This is a genomic window from Micromonospora sp. ATA51 (assembly GCF_016802855.1).
Classification (GTDB): domain Bacteria; phylum Actinomycetota; class Actinomycetes; order Mycobacteriales; family Micromonosporaceae; genus Micromonospora; species Micromonospora sicca.
Genome location: NZ_JAEVHJ010000342.1, coordinates 1 through 6,761, shown reverse-complemented (window position 1 = coordinate 6,761; position 6,761 = coordinate 1). Strand labels below are relative to the sequence as shown.

At 73.0% G+C, this 6,761-nt stretch carries 7 protein-coding genes; 4 read left to right on the top strand and 3 right to left on the bottom strand.

The genetic code is table 11. The features are described 5' to 3' along the window. The coding region (locus JNW87_RS32345) for an NADH-quinone oxidoreductase subunit C (RefSeq protein ID WP_238454979.1) at positions 1-624 on the bottom strand (624 nt) is incomplete at its 3' end. Between the two features lie 113 nt (positions 625-737). On the opposite strand from JNW87_RS32345, the gene JNW87_RS32340 reads away from it, so the two are divergent. After that, positions 738-1,784 (top strand): glucose 1-dehydrogenase, encoded by a 1,047-nt coding sequence (locus JNW87_RS32340; RefSeq protein WP_109804864.1) that lies wholly within the window; start codon positions 738-740, stop codon positions 1,782-1,784. A gap of 18 nt (positions 1,785-1,802) precedes the next feature. On the opposite strand, the gene JNW87_RS32335 is transcribed toward JNW87_RS32340, so the two are convergent. Beyond that, positions 1,803-3,119, bottom strand: a complete 1,317-nt coding sequence (locus JNW87_RS32335) for a DUF2252 domain-containing protein (RefSeq protein WP_238454978.1) — start codon at positions 3,117-3,119, stop codon at positions 1,803-1,805. A gap of 36 nt (positions 3,120-3,155) precedes the next feature. Beyond that, positions 3,156-3,731, bottom strand: a complete 576-nt coding sequence (locus tag JNW87_RS32330) for an NADH-quinone oxidoreductase subunit B (RefSeq protein WP_109804866.1) — start codon at positions 3,729-3,731, stop codon at positions 3,156-3,158. Positions 3,732-3,866: 135 nt separating this feature from the next. Between JNW87_RS32330 and JNW87_RS32325 the strand changes: the two genes are divergently transcribed. The 3 genes from JNW87_RS32325 to JNW87_RS32315 all read left to right on the top strand — a co-directional run. Beyond that, positions 3,867-4,433 carry a sigma-70 family RNA polymerase sigma factor gene (locus tag JNW87_RS32325; protein ID WP_109804867.1) on the top strand — a complete coding sequence of 189 codons (567 nt, stop codon included), beginning with the start codon at positions 3,867-3,869 and terminating at the stop codon, positions 4,431-4,433. Then, positions 4,426-5,628, top strand: coding sequence for a hypothetical protein (locus tag JNW87_RS32320; protein ID WP_238454977.1), 1,203 nt, complete (start codon positions 4,426-4,428; stop codon positions 5,626-5,628). The genes JNW87_RS32325 and JNW87_RS32320 overlap by 8 nt, the downstream gene beginning before the upstream one ends. 206 nt (positions 5,629-5,834) lie before the next feature. Next, on the top strand, positions 5,835-6,761 hold a 927-nt coding region (locus JNW87_RS32315), incomplete at its 3' end, for a hypothetical protein (protein ID WP_238454976.1).

The window sequence follows — 6,761 nt, the reverse complement described above, 5'->3', positions numbered from 1 at the left end:
CGTACCGCCGCGCGGGCCCTCGCCGACACCGGCCGCGCCGGCGGGGGTCGGCGTGGTGCCCCACTCTCCCGGCGCCGGTACGCCCGGCGGGCGGATCGGCCGGCGGCCGCCGCCGGCCTCGGACTCGCCCGGCTCCTTCGCGCCCGGCCAGGGCTTCGCCACCCGGGAGGCGAGGACGAACTCCTTGCGCAGCGGGTGCCCCTCGAACTCCGGCGGCAGCAGCAGCGGCTTCAGCTCACCGTGCCCGTCGAACGAGATGCCGAACATCTCGTACGTCTCCCGCTCGTGCCAGGCCGCGCCCGGGTAGAGGTCGATCACCGACGCCACGGTCGCCGCCGCCCGGGGCAACCGGGTGCGCAGCAGCAGCCCGTGCCGCCGGGTGGTCGACCAGAGGTGGACCACCACGTCGAAGCCGTCGGCCAGCTCGTCGACCGCCGACAGCCAGTCGAAGAAGTCGAAGGCCAGCTCGGCGTCGTCGCGGGCCGCGCGCACCACGTCCCGCCAGCTCGCCGGGGGTACGTCCACCGTGGCGCGGGCGTACCCCTGACCGCCGGAGACCGACGCGGTGGCCGCCACGGGCGCGAGTAGCGCGACCACCCGCTGGCCGACCTCTTCCGGAGTCATGCCGCTGATCCTAGGGCTGGCGGCCCGCACCCGTGTCGGGCCGCCCGCGCTCCCGGTCCGCGGATCTGGTCGCTTTGCCGGCGGGCGGGCTCCGGGACGGGAAGGATGAACCCGTGCGCGCTGTGACTGTGTCTCCCCGGGTTCCCGATTCGCTGCGGCTGACCGAGGAGTGGCCCGAGCCCGCCCCCGAGGAGGGCGCCATCCTGGTCGAGGCCCTCGCGGTGGGCGTCTGCGGCACCGACCAGGAGATCATCGCCGGGGCCTACGGGGAAGCGCCACCCGGCCAGGACCGGCTGGTGCTGGGCCACGAGTCGCTGGGCCGGGTGCTGGAGGACCCCACCGGCACCCTCCAGGCCGGCGACCTGGTGGCCGGCATCGTCCGGCACCCCGACCCGGTGCCCTGTCCGAACTGCGCCGTGGACGAGTGGGACATGTGCCGCAACGGCCAGTACACCGAACACGGGATCAAGGCGCTGGCCGGGTTCGCCCGGGACCGGTGGCGGGTGCAGCCGAAGTTCGCCGTCGGCCTGGACCCGGTCCTCGCCCCGGTCGGGATGCTGCTGGAACCGACCAGCGTGGTGGCGAAGGCCTGGGACCACATCGAGCGGATCGGCCGCCGCGCCGAGTGGAAGCCACAGACCGTGCTGGTCACCGGGGCCGGGCCGATCGGCCTGCTGGCCGCGCTGCTCGCCACGCAGCGTGGCCTGTCGGTGCACGTGCTGGACCGGGCCACCGAGGGGCCGAAGCCCGACCTGGTTCGGGCGCTCGGCGCGACATACCACGCCACGCCCGTGACCGAGCTGGACTTCGCGCCGGACGTGGTGGTGGAGTGCACCGGCGCGCCGGTCGTGGTGCTCGACGCGATGTTCAAGGCCGGGCCGACCGGCATCGTCTGCCTGACCGGGGTGTCCAGCGGCGGCCGGACCATCGACTTCGACGCGGGCGCGCTCAACCGGGCCCTGGTGCTGGAGAACAACGTGGTCCTCGGCTCGGTCAACGCCAACCGGCGGCACTGGGAGCTGGCCGCCGAGGCGCTCGCCCGGGCCGACCAGGCCTGGCTGAACTCGCTGATCAGCCGCCGCGTGCCGGTGGAGGCGTACGCCGAGGCGTACACCACCGGACCGGAGGACATCAAGGTGGTGCTCGACTTCACCGCCTGAGCAGTCGGGCGGGGCGGCTCAGACGCCGGGCAGCCTGCCGTTGCGGAACAGGTCCACGAAGAGCTGGTGGTCGTGGCGAGCCTGGACGCCGTACGTGTGCGCGAAGTCGACCAGGTACCGGACGAAGCCGTCCGCGTCGGCGTCGACGGCGGCCACGATCGCCTCCTCGGTGGAGTAGTCGACCAGGTCGTGGCTGGACTCGTCGTCGGCGACCGAGTGCATGCGAGCCACCGCCCGCCCGAGGTCGGTGAGGACCCCGGCCAGCTCCTCCGGCTCGTTGACGTCCGCCCAGTCCAGGTCGGCCGCGTACGGGGAGACCTCGGCGACGAGCTGGCCGACCCCGTCCAGCTCGGTGAAGCCCACCCAGGGGTCGGCGTACGCCTGGAGCGCCCGCTGCGACTCGGCGGTCCGGTGACCCTGGTGCTTGAAGTAGCCGCGGACCCGCTCGTCGTCGATGTACCGCGCCACGGCCGGCACCTGGGCCTGCTTCATGTAGATGACGACGTCGTTCTCCAGCGCCTGGGTGTGCCCCTCCAGCAGCAGGTTGTACGACGGCAGGCCGGCCGAGCCGATGCCGACGCCCTTGCGCAGCACCACGTCCTTGATGTTCGCCGCGACCGGACGCAGCCGGATCGCCGACTCCGGCCGGGTGCCGAGGTAGTCGTGGAAGGCGGCGCGAACCTTCTCCCGGGTCTGTCCGTCGACCTCGAACACGCCGTCGCCGAGGAAGAACCGGCGGTCGTAGTCGTCGATAGTGGTCTGCGTGGCGAGCAGGTCGACCCGGGTGTTGAGCCGGGACTGCTGGAGCACCCGCCGCAGAACCCCGTCGGCGTTGTCCAGGGTGATCGAGCCGATCGCGTCGTCCCCGCCGGCCGCGATGGCCCGCAGCTCGGTGAGGTACGACCGGGCGAAGCCGCTGACCAGTTCGCCGATCACCTGGTCGGAGAGCGCCTTGGCGTAGCCGAGCAGCGCCACGCTGGCCGCGAACCGCTTCAGGTCCCAGGAGAACGGCCCGACGTACGCCTCGTCGAAGTCGTTGACGTTGAATACCAGCTGCCCGGAGGCGTTCATGTAGGTGCCGAAGTTCTCCGCGTGCAGGTCGCCGTGGATCCAGACCCGGCTGGTCCGGTCGTCGAGGAACCGGTCGTCGGCGAAGTCGGCGCGCTGGTCGGCGTAGAACAGCGAGGCGCTGCCCCGGTAGAAGGCGAACGGCGACGCCGCCATCTTGCGGAACTTGCGGCGGAAGGCCGCCGGGTCGAGCGCCATCGACGCGCCGAACTCCTCGGTCAGCACGTCGACGATGAAGGCGGAGCGCTTGTCCGCGGACTGGGTCATGGTCCGCAGGCTAATCCCCGGCGGCCACTGCCGGCCTCAGCCGGCCGGAGGACGTACCGGTGGCGCGGTGAGGGATGCCACCGGGCGTGGCGCGGCCTCCGCGGGGCCGGCGTCGGCCGGCGAGGCGAGCCGGTCCGGGCGGCTGACGCCGCCGATCCCGGACTGCTCGGCGGCGATCTTCTCCTGGAGGCGGAGGATGCCGTGCAGCAGCGCCTCCGGCCGGGGCGGGCAGCCGGGCACGTAGACGTCGACGGGGATGATCTGGTCGACGCCCTTGGTCACCGAGTACGAGTCCCAGTACGGGCCGCCGCAGTTGGAGCAGGCGCCGAAGGAGATGACGTACTTCGGCTCGGGCATCTGGTCGTAGAGTCGCTTGATCGCCGGGGCCATCTTGTCGGTGACCGTGCCGGAGACCACCATCAGGTCGGCCTGCCGGGGCCCGTGGGCGAACGGGATCACGCCGAGCCGGATGAAGTCGTGCCGGCCCATGCTGGTGGCGATGAACTCGATGGCGCAGCAGGCCAGGCCGAAGTTGAACACCCAGAGCGAGTAGCGCCGTCCCCAGTTCAGCACGAACCGGATCGGCTCGCCGAGCACCGCCGGTAGCTGCACCTCGGGCCTCCCTCGCGTGTCCCCGATCTGACAGTCAACCACAGCGCTCGGGCGGCAACCGGCGCAACCGTCGGGAGCATCGAGACGTGTGACGAGCGTCGACCGCGTCGGCGGCGACGGCACGGGGAGGACCAGATGATGGTGACGGGGGAACCGAGGCTCGACGAGCCGCCACCCGAGGGAGCCACGGGCCGGCGGAAGGACCGGGAGCGGACCGACGGGGTCGGTTTCGACGAGCTGTACCACGCGCACTTCCGGTCGCTGACGCTCCAGCTCACCGCGTACTGCGGTGACCTGTCGCAGGCGCAGGACCTGGTGCAGGAGGCGTTCTGCCGGGCCTTCGCCCGCTGGTCGCGGGTGTCCCGCTACGACGATCCGGTCGCCTGGGTACGCCGGGTCGCCTGGAACCTGGCCACCAGCCGGTGGCGGCGGCTGCGGACCGCCCAGACGTGGCTCCTGCGGCAGCGCGAGGAGCACGTGCCCGGGCCCGGCCCGGACCGGGTGGCGCTGGCCGCCGCCCTGGCGCTGCTGCCGGCCAACCATCGGCGGGCCGTGGTGCTGCACTACCTGGCGGATCTCTCCGTCACACAGATCGCCCAGCAGGAACAGGTGCCGGAGGGCACGGTCAAGTCCTGGCTGCACCGCGGCCGGGCGGCGCTGGCGGCCCAGCTCGCCACGAACGAGGTGAACCACCATGAGTGAGTTCGACGAGATGCTGGTCAGCGGCGAGTTCGCCGCGTACCGCGAGGCGGTCGTGTCGGCGGTGCACCCGGCCGGTCCGGGCGCCGTACGGGAGACCGTCCGGCGGCGGCGCCGGCGGGCGGTGGTCGCCACCGCGACGGCGGTGGTGCTCGCCGTGGCCGTCCCGGTCGCGCGCACGCGGCCCTGGACCGGCAGCACGATCCGCGGCCCGGCCGGCCCAGGACCGCCGTTGGACGACGTCACCGGTGCCCGCCTCGCCTCGCCGACTTCGCCGGCCCCGTCACCGACGCCGAGCACCGCCAGCCCCACCCCGGCGGCACCGGACGGCCGGATCACCCGCGCCCAACTCCTCGCCGCCCGGCTGGACCTCCCCGCCTGGCTGCCCAACCCGGTCTGCGAGGCGGGCCCGACGCGACTCTCGGCCACGTACCGCACCGAGGGGGACGTGCTGCTGGAGGGGCTGGACCACGGGGACGTTGACGGGGACGGCCGGGACGAGACGCTCGCCCTGCTCCGCTGCCTCGTGGGGCAGCACGGGCCGTCGCAGGTGGTGGCGTTCGACCGGGACGAGCGCGGCCGGATCGTCACGCTCGGGCAGGTGACCCGTTCCGCGCGCCCCAACCCGGAATGGCTACTGGCGGTCGAGGTCACCGGCGGCGGGACGATCCGCGTGGAGATGGCGGACCTGGCGCCCGGTGGCGGCTGGTCGCTCGACTGGTCCCAGCGCCAGTGGCGGGGGTACCGCTGGACCGGCGAGCGGTTCACCCAGGTTGACGGGCCCACCTCCTTCGGCCCGAACCCGCACCTGGCCGACCTCTCGGTGACCGCCACCGACCTGGCCTGGGGGCCGAAGAACGCCGACGGCACGCGGACCGGCACGATCACTGTCACCGTCCGGAACCTCAGCCAGGCCCCGGCCAACCTGGTCGAGGTGCACCTGCGGATGCAGGTGGGGACCACGGCGGACGGCGGTGACTGGTCCGCCTGCCAGGGCGGGCCGCCGCCCAAGGGCCCCATCACCTGCCGGTTCGGCCCGCTCGGCCCGGGCGCGACGCGCATCTTCCAGTTCGGGCTCCGGAATTCGAACACCAGCAGTGGCACCGGCATCGCCGAGGTCACGCCGATCGGCACCGACGCCGACCCGCTGCTGGATCCGTCGCGGGAGAACAACGAGGACCGCTACCACTACCGGTGATCGCGATTCTCCGGTACGGCCCGCCGGGTGCCCGGGGGCGTACGCAGTTCCCGCCGCCTTCCAGCCGGCAGGTTCGTCGTCAAGACTTTCGACCAGTCGCGTTCCCGACAGCAGCCGCCGCAACCCGGTCCGAGGCCATTGCGTGCTACCGGGGACACCGCGGCGGACGACCGTCGCGGCAACGGGGAACACGGGAGGACATCAACATGACCACACGTACCGGACGCCGGCTGGCGACCGTCCTGCTCGGCTCAGCCACGGCGCTGCTGGGGTTCGCCGCACCCGCCGCGGCCGCACCCGCCGGTGGCGGCCTCGACGCCGACGTCTCGGTGGGCCGGCTGGTGCTCGACCCGACCGAGCGCGGCTACCGGGGCGACCTGCCGATCACAGTCACCAACCTGGGTCGGGTCGACACCTACTTCAGTGTCACGATCGTCGAGCCGGTCGCCGGCTCGATCGGCAACCTGTCGCCGGACAGCCCGTGCGGCTTCCAGGGGTTGCAGGACAACCGGCGGGTCGTCAACTGCCTGGTGCCCGGTCCCAACCTGAAGCCGGGCGAGCGGCGGACGTTCTCGGTCGCCTTCCAGGCCCTCACCACGCCACGCGACGTGGCGATGACCGCGACAGGGGGCCAGGTCTCGGTCAACGTCGGCGACGGCAGCCCGGAGGTCGCCGACGGGGAGAGCTTCGTCGCGCGCTTCCGCTCCACCTCGGGTTCGCTGCGCAACCCGGTCCCGTACGTCCAGGACAGCCAGGCGCGGGCGTCGATCACCACGGCGGGCGCGGCCACTCTGGTACGGCAGGAGGACGGCAGCTATCAGGGTCGGCTGCCGGTGACCGTGCGCTGGTCCGGCGACGCGGCGCACGACTTCCTCTACGTCGACGCGACCTCGCTGCCGGCGGGGGTGGCGATCTGGGGGACCGACCCGCAGGACCTGCCGAGCTTCTTCACGAACTTCGTGGTGCCGGGCGGGCGGTTCATGGCCGGTGAGGAGCGGAGCTTCGACGTACTGCTCCGCGCCGAGCCGGGCACGACCGCCGGCGACCTGGGCAGCGTCACGTTCGAGCTCAGCACGCGGTGGGACTCCATCGCGGTGGCTGACGCCGACCCGGCGGACAACGCCGCGACGTTC

Bases quoted from the DNA above. Each gene is read 5' to 3' on its own strand.
- JNW87_RS32335 (WP_238454978.1), bottom strand. From the start codon at position 3,119: ATGACCCAGTCCGCGGACAAGCGCTCCGCCTTCATCGTCGACGTGCTG.
- JNW87_RS32325 (WP_109804867.1), top strand. From the start codon at position 3,867: ATGATGGTGACGGGGGAACCGAGGCTCGACGAGCCGCCACCCGAGGGA.
- JNW87_RS32320 (WP_238454977.1), top strand. From the start codon at position 4,426: ATGAGTGAGTTCGACGAGATGCTGGTCAGCGGCGAGTTCGCCGCGTAC.